Genomic DNA, 20,284 nt, shown 5'->3' with positions numbered 1-20,284 from the left:
CCGCCGCCGCCGCCGCCGCCGCCGGAACCGCCGAAGCAGCTGATCCTGAATCCGCCCAAGCAGCAGATCGTCCAGCCGACGCCGACGCCGCCCCCGCCGGAGAACCCGCCGGTGGTGAACACGGATCCGAGCCCGATCGATCCGCCCGCGCCGCCGCCGGCTCCGCCCGCGCCGCCGGCCGCCGCGCCGCCGCCGCCGACGCCGCAGACCGGTGGCGCCGCCAGCGTCTGCAGCCGTGCGCCGATCTCGTACCCGCCCTCCGCCCTGCGCGAGCAGGCCGAAGGCACCACCTCGGTCACCGTCAGCTGGTCCGCGGACGGCACGATCACCAGCGCGAGCGTCCGCAAGAGCTCGGGCAACCGTGACCTCGACCGCGCCGCCCTGTCGCAGATCAAGCGCTGGAAGATCTGCCCGGGCACCACCGGTACCGGTTACGTCGACTTCCAGTTCTCGCTGGGCTAACGCCCTCGCGCCGCAAATCGATCCTTTGCATCAACTTTCAACTACTCAACAAAGGTAAGCGTCATGCTGCTTGAAACCCTCGCCCAAGCTGCCCCCGCCGGAGGCAACGCCGCATCTGCTCTGACGCAGATGGGCCCGCTGCACCTGCTGCAGGAAATGACCAGCGACCCGGGTGCGTTCCTCGTCTCGTGGGTCGTCCTGCTCACTCTGACCCTGATGTCGGTGCTGTCGATCTACTGGATCGTCATGAACCTCATCAACAACATCCGCCTGCGCTCGCACAGCGACCGCGTGATCAGCACGTTCTGGGAGACCCCGAACGCGCAGGACGCGATCCGCTACATGGAAGAGCAGCCGCGCTCGGAGCCGTTCTCGAAGATCGCGCTCGATGCCGCCCAGGCCGCCGCTCACCACCAGCGCCACGAGGGTTCGCGTCTCGTCGAGTCGCTGAACCGCTCCGAGTTCGTCGACCGCGCCCTGCGCCAGGCCGTGACCCGTGAGTCGTCGCGCCTCGAGGCCGGCCTGACCGTGCTCGCCACCACCGGTTCGACCGCGCCGTTCGTCGGCCTGCTCGGTACGGTGTGGGGCATCTACGGCGCCCTGATCCGCATCGGCGCGTCCGGCCAGGCTTCGATCGACGCCGTCGCCGGCCCGGTCGGTGAGGCGCTGATCATGACCGCGCTCGGCCTGTTCGTCGCGATCCCGGCGGTGCTGGCGTACAACTTCTTCAACCGCCTCAACCGCGTCACCAACAACAAGTTCGATACGTTCGCGCACGACCTGCACGACTTCTTCGCCACCGGCGCTCGCGTCGGCGAAGTCCCGGCCAAGCGCTAAGCCGGTTCGAACGTCTTAACCGGAGTCGAAAATGGCCTTCAGTTCAGGCAACAGCAGCGGCCCCATGGCCGAGATCAACGTCACCCCGCTGGTGGACGTGATGCTGGTGCTGCTGATCATCTTCATGATCACGGCCCCGCTCATGAGCCACAAGGTGAAGGTGGAGCTGCCCGCTGCCAACCTCGATAAGCGCCCTGATCAGGCACCTCCGGTCCCGCCGATCACGCTGACCGTCAAGGAAGACGGCTCCGTGTTCTGGAACGACGAGGCGATCAACCGGAACCAGCTCGAGAGCCAGTTCTCGGTGGCCGCTCAGCAGACGCCGCAGCCGCAGCTCAACGTGCGCGGCGACAAGACGACCAAGTACCAGGTCCTTCGCGAACTGGTCGACATGGCCCAGAAGCAGGGCATGCGCAAGGTCGGCTTCGTCGCCACCAAGGAAAAGTAAGGAACCGCCATGGCTTTCAGCACAGGCTCCGGCAGTGGCCCCATGGCCGACATCAACGTGACGCCGCTCGTCGACGTCATGCTGGTGCTGCTGATCATCTTCATGGTGACGGCGCCGACCCTCTCGTACCCGATCGACATCAACCTGCCGCAGCCCACCCTGAACCCGCCGCCGCAGGATCAGGAGCCGCCGCCGCCGGTCTCGCTCCGCATCGACGCCTCCGGCGTCGTGTACTGGAACGACGCACCGACGCCGCTGAACCAGCTGCAGAACGTGATGACGCAGACGGTGCAGCGCGACCCGAGCAACCAGCCGCGGCTGGAGATCGACGTCAACGGCCAGGCCGAATACGAAGTGCTGGCGCGCGTGCTCGCTTATGCGAAGAACGCCGACATGCAGAAGATCGGCTTCGTCCAGAAAGACCAGTAATCCAGAAACAGAAAACGCGCTTACCTTGTTGAAAACGCCGCCTCCGGGCGGCGTTTTTTTATGCGTGCCGCATGCCCATGCGATGGTGCACCTGCGCGCCGTTTCGGAAACGACGGAAGCCGCGTCGACGCGATGCGCTTCGCACGCGGCAGCGCCGCCAGATTGCGCGTTCTCGTCGTCGGTCGATTCGTCGCATCACCACGCGCGCTGCCGATCGACGCACATCGCCTAGGCGACTGCCCTCGCACCACCGGGCCAGCGCCGCCTTGCATCGACCGCGCCGACCCGCGTGCAGGGTGTCGCGGCCTTCAGCGCACCGAATCGATCAAACGCAGGTAATTGGCGACCGTCGGCGCGAGGCCGTGGTACAGCGCTTCGCCGATCAGCGCGTGTCCGATCGAAACCTCGAGCACGCCGGGCACGTCGGCGAGGAACTGCGCGAGGTTGGCCTGGCTGAGGTCGTGGCCGGCGTTGACGCCGAGGCCCGCGGCCTGCGCGCGCAACGCGATCGTGCGGGCCGAGGCGAGCGCGCGCGTGGCGTCGCCGGCGGCGAAGGCTTCCGCGTAGGGACCGGTGTAGAGCTCGATGCGATCGGCGCCGACGTCCTTCGCCCGTTCCACCCCCGATGCCGCCGATCGCCCGGCAGCGAGGTCGTCCGCGTCCACGAACAGCGAAACGCGGCAACCGAACGACTTCAACGTGGCCACGACGTCCCGCAGCGGCGCGAGGTCGCCGCGGAAGTCGAAGCCGTGATCCGACGTCACCTGGGCATCGCCGTCGGGCACCAGTGTCGCCTGCGCCGGCCTCACCGCGCCGCAGAGCGCGATGAAGCCGGGATAGCCCGGACGCGGCGGCGCGAACGGATTGCCTTCGAGGTTGAGCTCGACGCCGCGCGTGCGGGTCAGTTCGGCCAGCGCGTAGACGTCGTCGCGGGTGACATGGCGCGCATCGGGGCGCGGATGCACGGTAATGCCGAAGGCGCCGGCGTCGAGGCAGGTGCGTGCGGCCTGCACGACATCGGGCTCGCGACCGCCGCGCGAATTGCGCAGCACGGCGACCTTGTTGACGTTGACGCTGAGGTGGGTCATTCGCGGATCGAAGGCCGGCGCCGTCGCGCCACCACCGCGATGCTTGGCCGAAGCCGGGGCGATTGCAAGCCCGCCCGCGAGCCGTGGGTGAAGCGGCATACGCGCGAAGCGGGCGCAGTGGCGACGTGCGCCCATCGGCCGCGCGCTCTCCGGATGGCGGGTTTGCGAGGTGCGACGTGCGGCCTGCAAGGCCACCGACCGCGCGTCGAGACCGGCTGCGCCGTTGCGCTCACTCGCGTGCCCGAGCGGCGTCGGCATCCGCCGTCGTGCAGGGCGGTAGCGCGGCCGAACGATGCGGGCGCCATGCGATGTCGCGCAGCTCGAGCACGAACCGCCCGCTATCGTCGGCGGCCGGCATCGCCGCGGGTTCGATGATGAAAGCCGCCCCGTCGCCCGGCTCGATGACGGCTTCGAACGACGCCGGCCGCGAGTGCTCGAGCAACCGGCTCCAGACGGCGCCGGTATCGGCGTGCAGCAGGGCCACCTGATCCGGTTGCAACCGCCAGGGCGGGCCGTCCGGCCCGTAGACCGCAAACGCGACCGCGCGCGGGCCTGAATTGCGGATCGTCAGCGGCAGCACTCGCGCCGGCAGGCAGTCGCCCGCATCGATGAGCACGCCGTCGGGCGCCAGGGCCGCCAAGTGTCGGCAACCGGCCAGCGTCAGCACCCCCAACACGAGGGCGCTCCGCGCGTGCAGGCCGCGGGGCCTGCGGGCTCAGCCGGCCTGGGGCGGCTCGCTGCCCGCTTCGGCGGCGGCGCGGCGCGCCTCGGCCTGTTCGCGCATGCGCTGCAGCTCGACCGGGTCGATGATCGTCGACGGATCGCCGCTGCGGCTTTCCATGCGGCTCGCCAGCAGGCCCATGAGCCAGGCGCCGAGCAGGCCGAGGCCGGCGAGCAGCGCGACCGCCATCAGCGCGCCGGACGAGGTCTTCAGGGCCACCGCGAACGCGGCGATCGACAGCAGGAGATAGAGCCAGGACATCCCGTACCCCTCGGGTGTTTGGCCGGAGTGTAGCGGAGCGGCCTGGCCGACCGTCGCCCGCAGGGCGCGGTCGTGGATCCGTCCATCGCGATCGCGCCCCCTGCGGTGGCGCCGCTCAAAGCAGCGGCGACATCAGCCGCGCCAGCGCCTCGGGCAGGCGCACGCGCCAGAAGCTCTGGCGGCCTTCGCGGCGCACCCGCGGGGCCTGCGACATGTCGTGCTGCAGCAGCGCCTCCAGCGAGTCGGCGATGCCGGCGTCGCGGAACAGCATCGACACCTCGAAGTTGAGGCGGAAGCTGCGGTGGTCGAAGTTCGCGCTGCCGATGATCGCCATGTCGTCGTCGCAGAGCAGCGCCTTGGTGTGCAGCAGGCGCGGGCCGTACTCGTGGATGCGCACGCCGGCGGCCAGCAGATCGTCGAAGTAGGAGCGGGTGGCGAACGTGACCAGCCGCGAGTCGCTGCGGCGCGGCACCAGCAGGCGCACGTCGAGGCCGGCGAGCGCGGCGGAGGTCAGCGCCATCATCGCCGCCTCGCCGGGCACGAAGTAGGGCGTGGCCAGCCAGACGCGGCGGCGCGCGGCGTGGATCGCGGAGACGTGCAGGCGGTGGATCGCCTCCCACGGCCCGTCCGGGCCCGAGACCAGCACCTGCGCGGCGACGGCGCCGGGCTCGCAGGCCACGCGCGGCATGCTCGGCGCGCGCTGGCCGGTGGCGTAGATCCAGTCCTCGAGGAAGACCTGCTGCAGCAGCGCCACCACTTCGCCTTCCAGGCGCAGGTGCAGGTCGCGGTAGGCGTCGGCGCGCAGGCGCTCGTCCTGCTCGTCGGTGACGTTGATGCCGCCGGTGAAGGCGACGCAGCCGTCGACGATCACGATCTTGCGATGCGAGCGCAGGTTGAGCCACGGGCGGTGCCAGCGCGCGAGCATCGGGTGGAACCAGGCGACCTCGCCGCCGGCCTCGACCAGTGGCGCGAGGAACTGGCGACGCATCTTCGCCGAGCCCACCGAGTCCAGCAGCAGCCGCACCGTGACGCCGGCGCGCGCGCGCTCGATCAGCGCGTCGCGCAGCCGCGTACCGGTGCGGTCGGGCTCGTAGATGTAGTACTCGACGTGGATGTGGTCCTGCGCGGTCGCGATCGCCTCGACCAGCGCGTCGTACTTGGCCGCGCCGTCGACCAGCAGGCGCACGTCGGTGGCGCTCGCCGCGGGCAGGCGGGTGGTGGCCTGGCCCAGGCGCGCGAGCTCCAGCGCGTCCGGCGGCAGCGAGCTGCTTTCCGGCGCGTCGGGCAGGCGCTCGCGCGACCGCCCGCGGCGCAGGCGCTGGCGACGGATGCGTTGCGGGCCGAACACGTAGTAGACGACGAAGCCGAGGTAGGGCAGCGCCGCGAGGCTGATCAGCCAGGCCAGCGTGGCCGCGGGCTCGCGCTTCTGTAGCACGATCCACAGGCCGAGGCCCAGCAGGTAGGCCACCCAGCCGCCGACCAGCCAGTGCCAGAGCGCGGGCTGTGCGCGCACGCTGTCGCAGAGCCACTCGACGAGCCTCAGCATCCGCGTCGGGCCTTGGTGCGACGCGTCGACCCGTGCTCGCGCACGCGCCCGGCTGCCGCAGCGCCGGCTGCGCGGGAATCCGAGGCGGGGAGGCTGGGCGAAAGGGCGTCGTGCATGTCGGCTCGCAGGGCCGGCCGGCCCGGACGTTTCGATGATACGGTCGCTGTGCAAAGCGACCGTCACGACCGCGGTCACCGCCGATGAGACCGGCGCGCCCGACAATCCACGCATGACCGACGCGCGCAAACCGACCTCGCCGATCAAGGGCCGCGGCGCCGCCTCGCGCGTGGCGTCGCGCTTCGACGCCACCACCACCGAGGGCGTCGACGACGGCTGGGGTTCGGTCTACGAGGACCTCGCCGACGCACCGAAGCCGCAGACCACCGTCACCGAGGAACGCGCGCGCACGATCCTGACGCGCAACACATCGCCCGACGTCGGCTTCTCGCAGTCGCTGAACCCGTACCGCGGCTGCGAGCACGGCTGCGTGTACTGCTTCGCGCGGCCCACGCACTCGTATCTCGACCTCTCGCCCGGGCTCGACTTCGAGACCAAGCTGTTCGCCAAGACCAATGCGCTCGACCGACTGCGCGACGAGCTCGCCAAGCCCGGCTACGTGCCGCAGGTGACCGCGCTCGGCATCAATACCGACGCCTACCAGCCGATCGAGCGCCGCTACGGCATCACCCGGCAGGTGCTGGAACTGTTCGCGGAAACCAAGCACCCGGTGAGCTTCGTGACCAAGGGCGCATCGATCGAGCGCGACGTCGACCTGCTCGAGCGGATGGCACGCGAGAACCTGGTCAGCGTGCATTTCTCGGTGACTACGCTCGACAACCGCCTCGCTTCGAGACTGGAACCGCGTGCGTCAGCGCCGCACGCCAAACTGCGTGCGATGAAGGCGCTCAGCGAGGCCGGCGTGCCCGTGGGCGTGATGGTCGCACCGGTGATCCCGATGATCACCGACATGGAGATGGAGCACATCCTCGAAGCCGCGCGCGAGCACGGGGCGCGCGAGGCCGGCTACACGCTGCTGCGCCTGCCGAACGAACTCAAGGACGTGTTCCGCGAATGGCTGGAGCTGCATTACCCCGAACGCGCCGCGCACGTGATGAGCCTGGTGCAGCAGATGCGCGGCGGCAAGGATTACAGCGCCGAGTTCGGCACCCGCATGACCGGTACCGGCGTGTTCGCGCAGCTCATCCAGCAGCGCTTCCGCAAGGCCCGCGCGCGGCTGGGCTACGGGCGCCTGCCCGACCTCGACACCACGCGCTTCGTGCCGCCGCGCAGGCCCTCGCCGCAGGGCAGCCTGTTCTGATCGTCGCGCCTGCCTGCGACGGCGAAGCCCTACACTGATCGGACACCGGCGGCCGTCCACCGCCGCAGCATCGTGCCTGTTGCCGATTCCGACGCCGGCTCCGCAGCCCCTCGTCGAAAGGAACCCCTCCCGATGCAGCTTTCCCGATTCATCGAAACGCAGATGGACGCGATCCTCGTGGACTGGGAGACGTTCGCGCGACGCAACGCGCCGGACGGCTCCGGCATGACCGACCTCGCGCTGCGCGATCACGCCAAGGACATCCTGCAGGCCGTCGCGCTGGATCTCGCGCTGCCGCAGTCGACGGAAGAGCAGTTCGCCAAGTCGCAGGGCGATTCCGACGACATGCCCGGCCCGCGCACCGCCGCGGCGATCCACGGTGCGCTGCGCCAGGACAGCGACTACTCGCTGCTGCAGCTCAGCGCCGAATTCCGCGCCCTGCGTGCCACGGTGCTGCGCCAATGGCTGCCGACCGTCGCCGCGATCGACGAAGCCGCGCTCGACGACATGGTGCGGTTCAACGAATCGATCGACCAGGCGCTCGCGCAGTCCATCGTCGCCTATTCCGAACGCGCCAACGTCGCGCGAGACCTGTTCCTCGCGGTTCTCGGCCACGACCTGCGCTCGCCGCTCGCCAACGTCGCGATGATCGGGGAACTGCTCACCCGCGCCGGCGTGTCCGCGGCGCAGGTACGCGACCTGGGCGAGCGCGCCTCGCGCTCGGCGAGGTTCATGAACCACATGGTCGACGACCTGCTGGGCTACACGCGCGTGCAGATGGGCCGTGGCATCCCGACCTTGCCGGCCGAATGCGACCTCGCCGACGTCGTCAACGCGGCCGTGGCCGACGCCGGCGCCACCTATCCCAACACGCGCTTCGACATCGCGACCGAAGGCGACCTGCGCAGCGATGTCGATGCGGTGCGCGTCCAGCAGTTGCTGACCAACCTGCTGGTCAATGCCGCCCAGCACGGCGGCACGGCCTCGCCGGTGCGCATCGAAGCCGGCGGCAGTGCCGATGCGGTGGTGCTGCGCGTGATCAACCACGGCCGCCCGGTGCCGCAGGAGGACATCGAGCGCATCTTCAAGCCTCTGGTGCAGCTGCCCGCATCCGACACGCGCGCCACCAGCCTAGGGCTCGGGCTCTACATCGCCCGCGAAATCGCGATGGCACATGGCGGCACGCTCGCACTGACCTCCGACGCCGACCGCGGCACCGTGTTCGAGGCACGCCTGCCGCGCCGCGCCACGGCGGCCTGACTCACGCCGGCCACAGCGGCCCGCCCAGCCAGAGCCAGCGCGACATCCATGCGCAGACCAGCGCGATCAGCGCCGTGAGCGGCAGGCCGATCTTGAGGAAGTCGGCAAAGCGGTACTGGCCGGGGCCGAGAATGATCAGGTTGCCGTGGTGGCCGATCGGGGTGAGGAAGGCGACCACCGCGCCGAGCGCCGTGCACACCACGAACGGTGTCGGCGGCAGTTCCAGCGACTGCGCGAGGTTGAGCGCGACCGGCGCGAGCAGCACGGTGGTCGCGCCGTCGGAGAGGATCTGCGTGAGCAGCGCGGCGGCGCCGAACATCACCAGCAGGATCGCGAGCGCGGGCCAGTCGGCGACGAGGTGCAGCAGGCCGTTGGCGAGCAGCTCGGCGGTGCCGGTTGTCTCCATCGCGATGCCGAGCGGGATCACGCCGGCGATCATCACGAAGATGCGCACGTCGATGCCGCGATAGGCCTGCTCGACGTCGATGCAGCGCGTCGCCACCATCGCGACCGCGCCGAACAGGAACGCGAGCGGTGCGGGCACCCATTCGGTGACCGCGGCCAGCACCGTGGCGACGAGGATCGCCAGCGCGAGCGGCGCGCGCAGGCGGCGGCGCGCCTCGCCCGCGAACGGCATCAGCATCAGGAAGCCGTGGTGGCGCGCCAGCTCGGCCAGGCGCGACGCGCGGCCGTACAGCACCAGCAGGTCGCCCTCGCGCAGGCGCTGTTCGGCCAGCCGCAACGTGTGCGGCCCGCGCCGGCGCCACAGCCCCGCGACGACCACATGGAAGCGCCGCGCGAAGTCGAGCTCGCGGATGCTGTGCGCGATGAACTCCGACGCGGGCGCCACCAGCGCCTGCACCAGCTGCGGGTCGCCGTCGCCATCGACGTGGTGCGAAAAGCGTGTCACCGCATGCAGGTCGAGGCCCGGATCGTCGTGCAGCGAGGCCAGCGCGTCGGCCGAGGCTTCCACCAGCAGCACGTCGCCGGCGATCAGCGGACTGTTCTCGCCGAGGTCGCGACGCACGTGGTTGTCGCGCATCCAGCCGTGCAGCTTGAAGCGATCGCCGAGCGCGTCCTGCAGCTCCTTGAGCGGTCGCGTGCTCCAGCGCCCGCCCTCGACGATGCGCAACTCGGTGCGGTAGCAGCCCAGCTGCATCCAGTCCTCTTCGTTCGCATGGCCCGCGCGACGCGGCAGCAGCCAGCGCATCACCAGCATGTAGGGGACGCTGATCCCCACCAGCGCCAGCCCGATCGGGGTGATGGAGAAGATGTGCAGCTCGCCGGCGTCGGCGCGTTCGAGCAGGTCGGCGGCGAGCAGGAAGGCCGGCGCGCTCACCAGCGTGAGCGTGGTGCCCAGCGACGCGGCGAGCGACATCGGCATCAGGAGTTTCGATGGCGACAGCCCGCGTGCCTGCGCGATGCGGGTGACGATCGGCAGCATCATCGCGGTCACCATCACGTGATGGGTGAACGACGACAGCGCCGCCACCGCCGGCATGATGACCAGCACCGCCCGCCATTCCGCCTGCCCTGCCGCGCGGCCGATCCATTGGCCGAGCCGCTCGGTGATGCCGGTCGCCGCGAGCGCGCCGGAGATCACGAACACCGCGGCGACGATGATCGCCGGCTCGCTGGCGAAGCCCGACAGCGCCTGTTTCGGATCGAGCACGCCGGTGAGAACCAGCGCCGCGAGCGTGATCATCGCGGTCACGTCCACGCGCAGCCGCTCGCTGACGAAGAGGTAGAGCGCGCCGGCGAGGATCAGCAGGAACGTGATCTGGTGCAGGTCCATGGCGGAGACGTCGTAATGGAGCGCCATCCTGCCATCCGCGCGTGGACGCCGCGCCTGCGACGCCGCGTGGACCGCCCCGTCACCGCGGTTGCTTACACTGGGCCGTTTTCCGCGAGTCCCGCACCGTGCCCGTCTCCCCGCTGCCCACCGACCGGATGGATCCGACGTCGCCCTCGTTCGAGGCGCTGGTGCGGGCCTGCACGGCACCGAGCGCACTGCTCGATGCACAGGGCACCGTGCTCGCCGCCAATTCCGCATTCGTGCAGCGCCTGCGCCTCGACGCCGGTGCGCGGCTGGACGGGCTCGATGCGTCGCCCGGCGAAGGCGGCGTGTCGATCGACATCGACGGCGGCCGGCTGCACGTGCGCGCACTCGACGCCACGCACCGGCTCGCGCAATGGCTAGAAGCGCCGGTCGACCGGACCGCCGAGCAGCGCCAGCTGCAGATGTTCGCCGACACCGTCGCGCACGACCTGCGCGCGCCACTGCGCTCGATCGACAGCTTCGCGCGCCTGCTCGAGGAGCGCGCCGCGGCCAAGCTCGATGCCGCCGAGCGCATGCACCTCTCGCGCATCCGCGCCGCCGCCACGCGCATGTCGGGACTGCTCACCGCCTTGGGCGAACTCTCGCGCGCGGCCAGCGCGGCGATGCAGCGGTCGGACGTCGACCTGTCGCTGCTCGCCGAATGGGCGATCGCCGAACTGCACGACGCCGAGCCCGAGCGGGATGTCGTGGTGCACGTGCAACCGGACCTGCATGTCCTCGGCGACGAGCGCCTGCTGCGGCAGATGCTGCGCGAGCTGCTCGGCAACGCGTGGACATTCACGCGCCACACCTCGCCTGCCGAGATCGACGTGCGCGGCGAGCGCGTCGGCAACATGTTGCGGATGTCGATCCGCGACACCGGCGCGGGTTTCGACATGCAGTATGCTCACAAGCTCTTCCAGCCGTTCCAGCGCCTGCACGGCGCGGAGCAGGGCGCGGGCCACGGGCTCGGCCTGGCGATCGCGCAGCGCATCGCGCAACGGCATGGCGGCGGCGTGACGGCGGAATCCGTCGAAGGACAGGGCAGCACGTTCACCGTGGAGCTGCCGGTCGCGGACGACGAATGAGGCGACGATGCACAAGGAAATCCTGCTGGTCGAGGACAATCCCGACGATGTCGAGCTGACTCGGCTCGCTTTCGACGAGGCGAAGATCGCCAACCAGCTCGCGGTGGTGGGTGACGGCGCCGAAGCGCTCGACTACCTGTTCGCGCGCGGACGCTTCGCCGATCGCGATCCGGCCGATCTTCCGTCGCTGGTGCTGCTCGACCTCAACCTGCCCAAGATCGACGGCCGCGAAGTGCTGCAGGCCATCCGTGCGAACGAGGCGACGCGCGCGCTTCCCGTGGTCGTGCTCACCACCAGCACCGAGCCGTTCGACGTCGAGGCGACCTACGCGCTCGGTGTGAACAGCTACATCCAGAAGCCGGTCGACTTCGAGCAGTTCGTGTGGGCGGTCAAACAGGTCGGCCTGTACTGGCTCGTGCTCAACCACGCGAAAACCTGAGCGCGCTTGCGGCGCGCCGCAGACATTACGCGCCGAACAGCATTTCCGAGCGCTGGAACAGGATCCAGCTGGTCGCGATCACCTTGTCGCCGCCCTGCGGGCGATTGCCGCGATGGGTGTGCGTGAACGCGGCCGGCGCGATGAGCAGCGAGCCGGCCTTCGGCGCGATCTTGCGGCGCTGGTAGAGGAACTCGGTCTCGCCTTCGTCGAATCCGTCGTTGAGGTAGACCGTCCACAGCAGGTGGCGGTGCAGCGTTTCCGCCGACGCATCGCGCGGGAACAGCTCGCAGTGCCAGTACGGATACCCGCCGCGGCCCGCGCTGTAGCGCTGCAGGTTGATCGCGCCGGGACGGAACACGTGCATCAGCACCGGCATGAGCTGTTCGTCGTCCATCGCCTGCAGACGCTCGGCGGTGAGGCGATGGCGTTTGTCGCCGTCCTGCGTCTCCAGCATCAGCGGCGCCACCAGCGTGTGCGGATACAGGCGCACGTAGTCGCGCAGGCCCGCGATGACCGCCTGGTTGAGTACGTCGACCTCGGCGCTCCAGTCCTCGCGGCCGGAGATGGTCAGATCGAGGCTGTCCTTCATGTCCGGGAACACGCCGCTGCCGATGCGTCCGGGCTGCAGGTCGCGGCTGGCGGCGAGGCGCTCCACCACCCGGCGGCACCAGTCGGCGTCGAGCGCGCCGTCGACGACGTGGATGAAATCGGGCGCTGCGGCGTCGGCGTCCATGCGGTCACGGGAGCGGGTAGGGAGCCGGATCGTCGCATGCCGGGCGACGTTGCGTGGATGAAACTTCCTCGCCGGCGCATGCATCGAAATACTCGCGCACACGGAAGAGGCCGCTGTGACGTGCTTTCGACGCCTGCCGGCAGCCGCCGGGCTGTCGACGCCAGCCTCACGAATCCGAATTCCCGCTGAGCGGCGTATCGCCGCTGCAACGGATTTCACTGAGCGCGCGATGAACGCAGCCGCCATCACAAGAAAAACACGTTTCAAAACAACGGCTTAAGAAGTTGGCACGGGACTGGCTCCATGGGGGATGCCCACCGAGGAGCCGCCGTGTCCCGATCCCCCGCCGTCCTGCTGATCGCCCTCCTTGCCTCGTTCGCGGCGGACGCCGCGTGGGCCGGTGAGCCCGGCGCGCCGGTTGCGGCGCAGGACGAGATGCTGGTGGTCGCCCGCAGCGTGATGCCCCGCATCGCCTATCGCGGCCTCGAGCCGACCGCCAATCCCGTGCGGGTCGAAGCGACGGTGTTCCCGGGCCGCGTCTTCCACGGCGTGCTCGACGGCATGGTCCAGCGCCTCGTCGGCGACGACGACCTCGGCGACCGCGCGCCGCTGCTGCGCCAGGGTCCCGCCGCGGCGCGCGGCATCGGCGTCGACGTGCCGGTGGCGGGCCTCGGCTTGGGCGGCGCGGGCGCGGGCCCCGGTGCATCGCGCGGTGGCGGCTCGATCGGCGGCATGGTGACGTCCGCTACCGCCGGCATCGGCGATCGCGTCAACCAGGCCATGCAGCGCGCGACCGGCGCGGGAGTCGGCCCGTGAAGCGGATGCTGCTCCTGCTGATGCTCCCGCTGGCCGGCGTGGCGATGGCACAGGACGCGCCGACGCCGGACACCCCGGCCGAGCCGCCACGCCCCTCGCTCGACCAGACGGTGATCGGTGGCAGCTTCGCGCACGCGCCGGACGGCGTCTTCAGCGCGAATGCCGCGGCGGGCGTCGGAAACGTGCAGGTCAACCTGCGGTCGATCGCCGACGGCGCCTCGTCCGGCGCGGCCGCCTATGCACGGCAGCGTATCGACGCCACCGGCGCCGACCGCGCACGCGACGCCAGCGCCGTCCTCACCGGCGCGGCGCTCGCCTTGCCGCGCGGCATCGTGGGCCTGAACCAGGCCGCCGGCAGCGCCAACGCGCAGGCCAACGTGCTGGCCATCGGCACGCGGCCCGTCGCCGGCATCGCGCAGCAGATCGACAACCTCGTGCTCGCGTCGGTGCATGCCGACGCCGCGCCGGCCGACGCCGCCACGGCGCCGGCCGCCACTCCGCTGCGCGAAGCGCGCATCGAAGGCAACGCCGGCCGCTCACCGGCCGGGATCTTCCAGCTCAACCAGACCGCCGGCGTCGGCAACGCGTCGGCCAACGTGCTCGTGCTCCAACTGCCGGGGAGTACGCCTTGAACCATGTCCTTCGGCAGAACCGTCGACCCCACAGGAGAGAACCCATGAAACTGCACCGCACCCTGATCGCCCTTGCCGCCGCCTCCCTCTTCGCCGCTCCCGCCTTCGCCTTCGGCGACGACGCCTGGATCGACGGCTACGTCTATGTCGACGACTGGGCGATGACGACGGCCTATGTCGACGTCTCCGGCGACGTCGATGTCGCCAGCCGCTCGTCCGCCACGGTCGATCAGGACCAGGCCGCCGGCTTCAACTACTCGTACGGCGAAGGCGACCAGGCCGCCGACTTCAACGGCAACGCGATGGAAGACGCCAGCGGCAACATCGGCGTGAACATCTCGGCCGGCGCCGGCAACGCGCAGGCCAACGACGCCGCGCTTTCGGCGGTCGACGGCAACCGCGTGTTCGCCAGCGCGCAGGTCTTCGGCTACCAGGAATCGCTGCTCAACGAAGGCACGTCCTACATCGGCGGCTTCTACAGCGCGGTGATCGACGACGACGCGCTGTCCGACGCTTCCGGAAACATCGGCGTGAACGTCGCCGCGGGCGTCGGCAACGTCCAGGGCAACGCGATGGCCGCTTCGGTCAACAGCTCGGGCCGCTACGCGCTCGCCAGCGCCGACAGCGACCAGATCGCCGACTCCAATACGTGGGGTACGTCGACCTTCGCGCCGCACGACCTGTTCGCGGTTCTCGGCGGCAATGCGCTGTCCGACGCCAGCGGCAACATCGGCGTGAACGTGTCGGCAGGCGTCGGCAACCTGCAGCACAACGGCCTGGCGATCGCCTCGGCCTCGTGCGGCACCTGCACGCCGTAATCCACGCCCTGCGGTACTGCGGTGGCCGGCTCCGGCCGGCCACCGGCTTCCGGACGATGATCCCGATGCTCCGTCGAACCTTCCTGGCAATCGCCGCAGGCCTATCGCTCGCCGCTTCGGCCGCGCACGCGGAAAGCCGCATCGAGCTGGCACCGCTGACCGGCGTCAGTGGCCAGAAGTCGATGCGCACGCTGCGCGACATGCGCTTTCTCGACATGACGCCGCAGCGCTACGACTTCAGCTGCGGCTCGGCGGCGCTCGCCAGCCTGCTCAGCTCCGGCTACGGGATCAGGACCACGGAAGAGGACCTGATCCGCTGGATGATGGAAGGCGCGGACACGCAGGAGATCATCCGCAACGGCTTTTCGATGCTCGACATGAAGCGCTACGTCGAGCACCTCAGGGGCTTCCGGGCCCACGGTTTCAAAGTCGACGCCGATGCGCTGTACCGCCTGCAGATGCCGGTGATCGCGCTGCTCGACGTCAAGGGCTACAAGCATTTCGTGGTGGTGAAGGGCGCGTCCGCCGGGCGCGTCTTCGTCGCCGACCCCTCGCTCGGCCATCGCGTGATGAGCGAGCAGGACTTCGTCAAGGGCTGGAACGGCATCCTGCTCGCGGTGGTGGGCGATCGACCGCTCGCCGATTCCTATCTCGTCAACGGACGCGTCTCGCCGGCACTCGCACGCCGCACCGAGGCGCTGGGCATCGCGTCGATGCCGGTGCCGGTGGTCGAGCTCGGGCTGGTGCGCGCGGACCTGTTCTGACCGATGACGACACGTACCGAATCGAGGCACCCATGAAGAGTCGCTCCCTCCCCCTCGCCTTTTTCATGGTCCTCGTGGCAGCGGCGAGCGCTCCGGCGCTCGCCCTGCCCCCTTCTTCGCAGCCCGCGGCGGACGTCCAACCGGTGCGCGTGCAACTGGTCGACGACGCCACCCTTGCCGGCATGACCGGCAAGTTCTTCGGCGCCGACATGCTGGTCGGCGTGCGCATCGACCTGGTGTCCACGCTGTCGACCGCGCAGGGCGCCACCGCCACCGCGACCGGTTCGCTGTACGTGCGCCGCGTCGGCAACGGTTTCGACGTGCGCGTCGACAGCCAGGCCGATGCCACCGCAGGCGCGACCGATGCAGCGCAGGGCGGCGGCGCGCTGGCCATCGGCGGCGACGGCATCCACGTCGACGGCATCGGCCAGGTCACGCAGATCGCCGGCGACGGCAACCGCATGGGCAACCTCGCGGTGGTCCAGCTCGGCAGCGCGCCGGGTGCGCCTTCGGGCTTCAACGGGCAGATGGGCGCGCAGGCCGAGGCCGGCGGCCTCACCGCGCGGGTGAGCTTCGTCGGCGGCGGCGTGCAGCTTGGACTGGTCGCGCCAGGCGCTACCATCCGGCAGGAGGTGACGCCGGGCGCGTCGACCCGGGTGCTGCAGACCGGGCGGATCGCCGGGGATGGCTTCACCGGGAGCAATGCCCTGCATCTGCAGATGATGACGACGGCGCTGCCGACGTCCTCGATGCAGCAGCTGGGCATCCAACAGGCGCTGTCGGCGCTGTCCGGCCTGCGCCGCTGACCGCCTGCCGACGTCAAGGATCACGACATGCCGCCACGCCCGCCGCGTCTCGCCGACGCGCTGCTCGTCACCGCTCTCGCCGTCGCCACGCCGGCGGCCTTCGCCGCCGAACCGCCCGCCAGCGAGGCGGGCGACATCGATTCCACGCTCCGCACGCTCACCACCAAGCTCGATGCGCAGGAAGCCGAGATCGCGCGCCTGCGTGCGCAGGTCGAGGAACTGCAGCTTTCGCAGCAGCGCGGCCGCGGCCTGGCCGACGGGCCTGCGCCCCAGCAGCAGGCTCCCGCGCCCGTGGATGCCGCGCGCATCGCGCGCGAGCAGGCGCCGCCACCCGCCGATGCGCCCGTGCAGGTCGGCGAGGCGCGCCGCGACGAGGACGAGCAGCGCCGCCAGCAGGAGAAGGCGCTGGTGATCCGCGAGCACGCGCCGCTGTTCGAGCGCCGCTTCACCCTCGACGTCGGCGGCTCATACAGCTACTACGACCGCCGCGCGCTCACGCTCAGCGGCTTCCTCGCGCTCGATGCGATCTTCCTCGGCACCATCAACCTCGACCAGAGCAAGGCCAGCATCGGCACCTTCGATGTGACCGGGCGCTGGGGCCTCACCGATCGCCTTAGCATCGAAGCCAACCTGCCCTACGTGGTGCGCGACACGCGCTTCGTGAGCGGCGGCGCCGGCGGTGCGGCGAACACGGTGAGCGAGGTGCACGTGCGCTCGCACGGCGTCGGCGATGCGAGCGCGGCGGTGTACTACCAGCTGGTGAAGGAAGCCGCACGCCGGCCGGACATCGTCGCCAGCCTGCGCGTGCGCGGGCCGAGCGGCCGCGATCCGTTCGGCCTCAAGCTGATCCAGGCCGACGGCGACAACACCAACCTCAACGTGCCCGAGGAACTGCCCACCGGAACCGGCGTGTGGAGCGCGACCGCGAACGTGTCGCTGCTGCGCACCTACGACCCGGTGATCCTGTTCGGCAACCTCGGCTACACCTACAGCCGTCCGCAAGGCTTCGACGACATCTCGCCGATCGTCGGCACCGTGGCACCGGCGGACGTCGCCCTCGGCCATATTCTTCAGCTCAGCGGCGGCGTGGCGATCGCGCTCAACGACCGCGCCGCGATGAGCTTCAGCGTGGCCAGCGCGTTGCAGGCCGCGACGCACACGCGCGCGCCCGGCGGCGCGTACTCACGCGTGCCCGGCAGCTCCAGCAATGCCACCGCGTTCAACATCGGCGCCAGCTACGTGCTGCCGTCGGGCTGGACGTTCAACGGCCAGCTCGCTGCCGGCCTCACGCCCGACGCGCCCAACTTCGTGTTCGCCCTGCGCGGCTCGAAGCCGTTCTGATCAGGCCAGCGACAGGCCGCGCGCACGACGGCGATCGGTCGCCGGCGGCGCGCGGCGGTCGCTGGCGCGACGCCCGCCGGTGACCGCCAGCGTCGTTGCGATGGGCGTCGGCACGAGGCCCGCGGCCGGCGCGTCGTCGCCGGCATCCTCGCGCAGGCCGTAGCGCACCATCAGGCGGTAGAGCGTCACGCGCGAGACGTCGAGTTCGCGCGCGGCATCCACAAGGCGACCCTGACAACGCTGCAGCGCCGCCTCGATCGCGCGCCGCGTCGCGTCGGCGCGAACCTCTTCGAGCGTCGGCGGCGTGGGCGGGGCGATCGCGTCGAGGCCGAGGTCGGCCGCGGTGATCAGCCGGCCCTCGCACATCACCACGGCCTGACGCACGCGGTTGATGAGTTCGCGCACGTTGCCCGGCCAGTCGTAGCTGTGCAACGCGCGCCGTGCGCAGGACGAGTAACCGCGGATCACGCGCTGGCCCTCGCTGGAATAGCGCGACAGCGCATGCGCGGCGAGCAGGTCGATGTCGCCGCCGCGCTCGCGCAGCGGCGGCTGCGCGAGCCGCAGCACGCACAGGCGGTGGTAGAGGTCGGCGCGGAAGCGGCCCTGCTCGATCAGCGCCTCGAGGTCGTGGTGCGTGGCCGAAACGATGCGCACATCCACGCGCACCGTGTCGTGGCCACCGAGACGCTGGAAGGTGCCTTCCTGCAGGAAGCGCAGCAGCGAAGCCTGGCTTTCCATCGGCAGGTCGCCGATCTCGTCGAGGAACAGCGTGCCGCCGTGGGCCATCTCGATGCGGCCGAGCTTGCGCGCCTGTGCGCCGGTGAACGCCCCGCGCTCGTAGCCGAACAGCTCGGACTGGATCAGCGAATGTGGGATGGCGCCGCAGTTGATCGCCACGAACGGCATCCCGCGGCGCCTGGAATGCGCATGCAGCGCCTGCGCGGCGAGCTCCTTACCGGTGCCGGTCTCGCCGGCGATGAAGACCGGCGCTTCGGTCATCGCGGCCTTGCACAGCGCACGCGCCAGGGCCTTCATCGCCCCGCTCTCACCGATGATGCCTTCGAGCCCTTCCTGCACCAGCCGCACCGCCGACTGGCAGGCCAGCCGCGCCATGCCGTGCGCATGCCCGATCACCGTGTCGATCACGTTCTCGGGGCAGGGCAGGGTGACGTAGTCGTAGCAGTAGTCGCGGATCAGCCGGCGCACCGCGGGCTCGTCGAGCTGTTCGGCGGTGACGCCCGCGACCCAGCCGACGTTGCTGGCGGCCAGCGCCGGCCCGAATTCGGCCAGCGCCTGCTCGTCGAAGCCGTCGCGCAGATCGAGCAGGCCCGCGAACGGATGCGTCGCGCGTCGCTGCACGATGCGCAGCACCCCGCGCACGTCGGCGGCGGGATGCAGCTTCCAGCCCAGTGGCTGCAGATGCGCGGGCGGCGGCGCGCATCCCGCCCGCGCAACGTGAATCAGGTCCCGGCCCGCGCTCCCACTCGTCATGCGGCGACTCCCTGTCGTCGGCGCCCACGCGCCGAAGGCCAAAGGTAGCCCCTGCAGGTGTCAGGTCAAGCTTTCGTGACAGCCTTCACACAACCTTGACGTTTACGCGACGGCGCGTGCCTGTGCGTCGTGCTCCGCGTGATAGCGCACCGCGGCCTCGACCTCGTTCTTCGAGCCGAGGAACACCGGCACGCGCTGGTGCAGGCCGGTGGGCCGCACGTCGAGCATGCGCTGGCGGCCGGTGCTGGCCGCGCCGCCCGCCTGCTCGACCAGGAACGCCATCGGGTTGGCCTCGTACATCAGCCGCAGCTTGCCGCCCTTGGGCGCGCACTTGCTGTCGAGCGGATAGCTGAAGATGCCGCCGCGGGTCAGGATGCGGTGCACGTCGGCCACCATCGAGGCGACCCAGCGCATGTTGAAGTCCTTGCCGCGCGGGCCTTCCTTGCCGGCCAGCAGGTCGCCGACGTACTGCTGCATCGGTTCTTCCCAGAAGCGCTGGTTCGACATGTTGACCGCGAATTCCCTGGTCTCCTCGGGAATCCGCATGCCGCGCGTGGTCATCACGAACGAGCCGATCTCGCGGTCGAGCGTGAAGGCGTGCGTGCCGTTGCCGATCGTCAGCACGAGCATCGTGCTCGGGCCATAGGTGCAGTAGCCGGCCGCGACCTGCGCGGTGCCCGGCTGCAGGAAGTGCTCGTCGCCGACCGTCTCCACGTCTTCCGGGCAGCGCAGCACGGAGAAGATCGTGCCGACCGAGATGTTGACATCGATGTTCGACGAGCCGTCGAGCGGATCGAACAGCAGCAGGTACTTGCCGCGCGGGTACTCGTCGGGGATGGCGACGCAATGGTCCATCTCCTCCGATGCGAGGGCGGCCAGATGCCCGCCCCAGGCATTGGCCTCGAGCAGGATTTCGTTGGAGAGCACGTCGAGCTTCTTCTGCGCCTCGCCCTGCACGTTGATGCTGGCTTCGCCGCCGCTGCCGGCATCGCCGAGCACGCCACCGAGCGCGCCCTTGCCGACCTGGATCGAGATCGACTTGCAGGCGCGCGCCACCACCTCGATCAGCAGGCGCAGGTTCGGGCCGATGCGGCCTTCGCGCTGTTCCTCGATCAGGTAGCGGGTGAGCGAAACGGGCGAGGCGGTCGGGTTCATCGGCGGTCGGCA

22 protein-coding genes are annotated in these 20,284 nt (G+C 70.3%); 14 read left to right on the top strand and 8 right to left on the bottom strand.

What is annotated here, in order from left to right; all coding sequences use genetic code 11:
• The 4 genes from IE066_RS14890 to IE066_RS12010 all read left to right on the top strand — a co-directional run.
• Positions 1 to 462 (top strand): energy transducer TonB (locus tag IE066_RS14890; protein ID WP_189450204.1); only part of this gene is annotated, 462 nt, incomplete at its 5' end.
• Between the two features lie 63 nt (positions 463 to 525).
• On the top strand, positions 526 to 1,299 hold the full coding sequence (locus IE066_RS12020; RefSeq protein WP_189450202.1) for a MotA/TolQ/ExbB proton channel family protein: 774 nt from the start codon (positions 526 to 528) through the stop codon (positions 1,297 to 1,299).
• Positions 1,300 to 1,330: 31 nt separating this feature from the next.
• On the top strand, positions 1,331 to 1,747 hold the full coding sequence (locus IE066_RS12015; RefSeq protein WP_189450200.1) for an ExbD/TolR family protein: 417 nt from the start codon (positions 1,331 to 1,333) through the stop codon (positions 1,745 to 1,747).
• Between the two features lie 9 nt (positions 1,748 to 1,756).
• Positions 1,757 to 2,176 carry an ExbD/TolR family protein gene (locus IE066_RS12010; protein WP_189450198.1) on the top strand — a complete coding sequence of 140 codons (420 nt, stop codon included), beginning with the start codon at positions 1,757 to 1,759 and terminating at the stop codon, positions 2,174 to 2,176.
• 308 nt (positions 2,177 to 2,484) lie between these two features.
• Here the strand turns inward: IE066_RS12010 and IE066_RS12005 are convergent, their stop codons facing one another.
• The 4 genes from IE066_RS12005 to cls all read right to left on the bottom strand — a co-directional run bounded on the left by IE066_RS12005 (position 2,485) and on the right by cls (position 5,792).
• Positions 2,485 to 3,264 (bottom strand): pyridoxine 5'-phosphate synthase, encoded by a 780-nt coding sequence (locus IE066_RS12005; protein ID WP_189450196.1) that lies wholly within the window; start codon positions 3,262 to 3,264, stop codon positions 2,485 to 2,487.
• Between the two features lie 229 nt (positions 3,265 to 3,493).
• The gene (locus IE066_RS12000) at positions 3,494 to 3,940 is read right to left on the bottom strand and encodes a hypothetical protein (RefSeq protein WP_189450194.1); all 447 of its coding nucleotides are present in this window, start codon (positions 3,938 to 3,940) and stop codon (positions 3,494 to 3,496) included.
• Between the two features lie 39 nt (positions 3,941 to 3,979).
• Positions 3,980 to 4,246, bottom strand: a complete 267-nt coding sequence (locus IE066_RS11995; RefSeq protein WP_189450192.1) for a hypothetical protein — start codon at positions 4,244 to 4,246, stop codon at positions 3,980 to 3,982.
• A gap of 115 nt (positions 4,247 to 4,361) precedes the next feature.
• A complete protein-coding gene (gene cls / locus IE066_RS11990; RefSeq protein ID WP_189450190.1) occupies positions 4,362 to 5,792 on the bottom strand; it encodes a cardiolipin synthase in 1,431 nt (476 codons plus the stop codon).
• A 229-nt stretch (positions 5,793 to 6,021) separates the two neighbouring features.
• Between cls and IE066_RS11985 the strand changes: the two genes are divergently transcribed.
• Together IE066_RS11985 and IE066_RS11980 are read left to right on the top strand one after the other, a co-directional pair.
• Positions 6,022 to 7,110, top strand: coding sequence for a PA0069 family radical SAM protein (locus IE066_RS11985; protein WP_229790800.1), 1,089 nt, complete (start codon positions 6,022 to 6,024; stop codon positions 7,108 to 7,110).
• Between the two features lie 132 nt (positions 7,111 to 7,242).
• Positions 7,243 to 8,370 carry a sensor histidine kinase gene (locus IE066_RS11980; protein ID WP_189450186.1) on the top strand — a complete coding sequence of 376 codons (1,128 nt, stop codon included), beginning with the start codon at positions 7,243 to 7,245 and terminating at the stop codon, positions 8,368 to 8,370.
• 1 nt (position 8,371) lies between these two features.
• Here IE066_RS11980 and IE066_RS11975 read toward each other — a convergent pair whose 3' ends face one another.
• Positions 8,372 to 10,192, bottom strand: a complete 1,821-nt coding sequence (locus IE066_RS11975) for an SLC13 family permease (RefSeq protein WP_229790799.1) — start codon at positions 10,190 to 10,192, stop codon at positions 8,372 to 8,374.
• Positions 10,193 to 10,290: 98 nt separating this feature from the next.
• Here IE066_RS11975 and IE066_RS11970 point away from each other — a divergent pair, with 98 nt between their 5' ends.
• Together IE066_RS11970 and IE066_RS11965 are read left to right on the top strand one after the other, a co-directional pair.
• The gene (locus IE066_RS11970) at positions 10,291 to 11,277 is read left to right on the top strand and encodes a sensor histidine kinase (RefSeq protein ID WP_189450184.1); all 987 of its coding nucleotides are present in this window, start codon (positions 10,291 to 10,293) and stop codon (positions 11,275 to 11,277) included.
• A 7-nt stretch (positions 11,278 to 11,284) separates the two neighbouring features.
• Positions 11,285 to 11,716, top strand: a complete 432-nt coding sequence (locus IE066_RS11965; protein WP_189450182.1) for a response regulator — start codon at positions 11,285 to 11,287, stop codon at positions 11,714 to 11,716.
• Between the two features lie 25 nt (positions 11,717 to 11,741).
• On the opposite strand, the gene IE066_RS11960 is transcribed toward IE066_RS11965, so the two are convergent.
• Entirely contained in the window at positions 11,742 to 12,449 is a 708-nt protein-coding gene (locus tag IE066_RS11960) for a 2OG-Fe(II) oxygenase (protein ID WP_189450180.1), read from the bottom strand.
• Between the two features lie 330 nt (positions 12,450 to 12,779).
• Between IE066_RS11960 and IE066_RS11955 the strand changes: the two genes are divergently transcribed.
• From IE066_RS11955 to IE066_RS11930, 6 genes are all read left to right on the top strand, one after another.
• Positions 12,780 to 13,265 carry a hypothetical protein gene (locus IE066_RS11955; protein WP_189450178.1) on the top strand — a complete coding sequence of 162 codons (486 nt, stop codon included), beginning with the start codon at positions 12,780 to 12,782 and terminating at the stop codon, positions 13,263 to 13,265.
• On the top strand, positions 13,262 to 13,897 hold the full coding sequence (locus IE066_RS11950; protein WP_189450177.1) for a hypothetical protein: 636 nt from the start codon (positions 13,262 to 13,264) through the stop codon (positions 13,895 to 13,897). The genes IE066_RS11955 and IE066_RS11950 overlap by 4 nt, the downstream gene beginning before the upstream one ends.
• Positions 13,898 to 13,941: 44 nt before the next feature.
• Positions 13,942 to 14,715: a hypothetical protein gene (locus tag IE066_RS11945; protein WP_189450175.1), complete on the top strand. Its 774-nt coding sequence runs from the start codon at positions 13,942 to 13,944 to the stop codon at positions 14,713 to 14,715.
• Positions 14,716 to 14,780: 65 nt separating this feature from the next.
• A complete protein-coding gene (locus IE066_RS11940; RefSeq protein ID WP_189450173.1) occupies positions 14,781 to 15,479 on the top strand; it encodes a C39 family peptidase in 699 nt (232 codons plus the stop codon).
• A gap of 32 nt (positions 15,480 to 15,511) precedes the next feature.
• Positions 15,512 to 16,285, top strand: coding sequence for a hypothetical protein (locus tag IE066_RS11935; protein ID WP_189450171.1), 774 nt, complete (start codon positions 15,512 to 15,514; stop codon positions 16,283 to 16,285).
• A 27-nt stretch (positions 16,286 to 16,312) separates the two neighbouring features.
• Entirely contained in the window at positions 16,313 to 17,626 is a 1,314-nt protein-coding gene (locus IE066_RS11930; RefSeq protein ID WP_189450169.1) for a transporter, read from the top strand.
• Here the strand turns inward: IE066_RS11930 and IE066_RS11925 are convergent, their stop codons facing one another.
• The gene (locus IE066_RS11925; RefSeq protein ID WP_189450167.1) at positions 17,627 to 19,117 is read right to left on the bottom strand and encodes a sigma-54 dependent transcriptional regulator; all 1,491 of its coding nucleotides are present in this window, start codon (positions 19,115 to 19,117) and stop codon (positions 17,627 to 17,629) included. It abuts the gene before it with no gap.
• A gap of 102 nt (positions 19,118 to 19,219) precedes the next feature.
• A complete protein-coding gene (locus IE066_RS11920) occupies positions 19,220 to 20,272 on the bottom strand; it encodes a class 1 fructose-bisphosphatase (RefSeq protein ID WP_189450165.1) in 1,053 nt (350 codons plus the stop codon).
• Between the last annotated feature and the right edge of the window lie 12 nt (positions 20,273 to 20,284).

This window comes from Cognatilysobacter xinjiangensis (genome assembly GCF_014651995.1).
GTDB classification, from domain to species: Bacteria; Pseudomonadota; Gammaproteobacteria; order Xanthomonadales; family Xanthomonadaceae; genus Cognatilysobacter; species Cognatilysobacter xinjiangensis.
The sequence above is the reverse complement of the archived record's forward strand: the minus strand, read 5'-3'. Positions and strand labels throughout refer to the sequence as shown.